Consider the following 386-nt stretch of genomic DNA (forward strand, 5'->3'; position numbering starts at 1 on the left):
TGGGATTTACAGAAGACATAGAAAAGGCAAAAAAAGCATTGAAAGATTATCGCCTGGAAGTGGTTTACAACTTCTAAGGAGTAATGGCCACTATCTCTAAAAAGCGGCTTCTGTTAAAGATTCTCAGCTTTATCTCGGTCGTTAGAGGCTATAATATTCTGGTGCTCGTGATCGCGCAGTACCTTACCTCCATTTTTATTCTTGCACCCCATTTGCCAATGAGGCAGGTGCTATTTGACCCTAACCTCTTTTTTATGGTACTGGCTACTGCCTCCATAGTTGCTTCGGGTTATATCATCAATAATTTCTACGACAGCGAAAAGGATCTCATCAACCGGCCTCAAAAAACGATGTTGGATAGGTTTGTGAGTCAGCGCACCAAACTT

General features: G+C 42.0%; 1 pseudogene. It reads left to right on the top strand.

The features are described 5' to 3' along the window. Positions 1–83 precede the first annotated feature (83 nt). Positions 84–386: pseudogene (locus HC175_RS20140) on the top strand (ubiquinone biosynthesis protein UbiA); the annotation flags it as partial.

The sequence above is a fragment of the Salinimicrobium oceani genome (assembly GCF_012037645.1).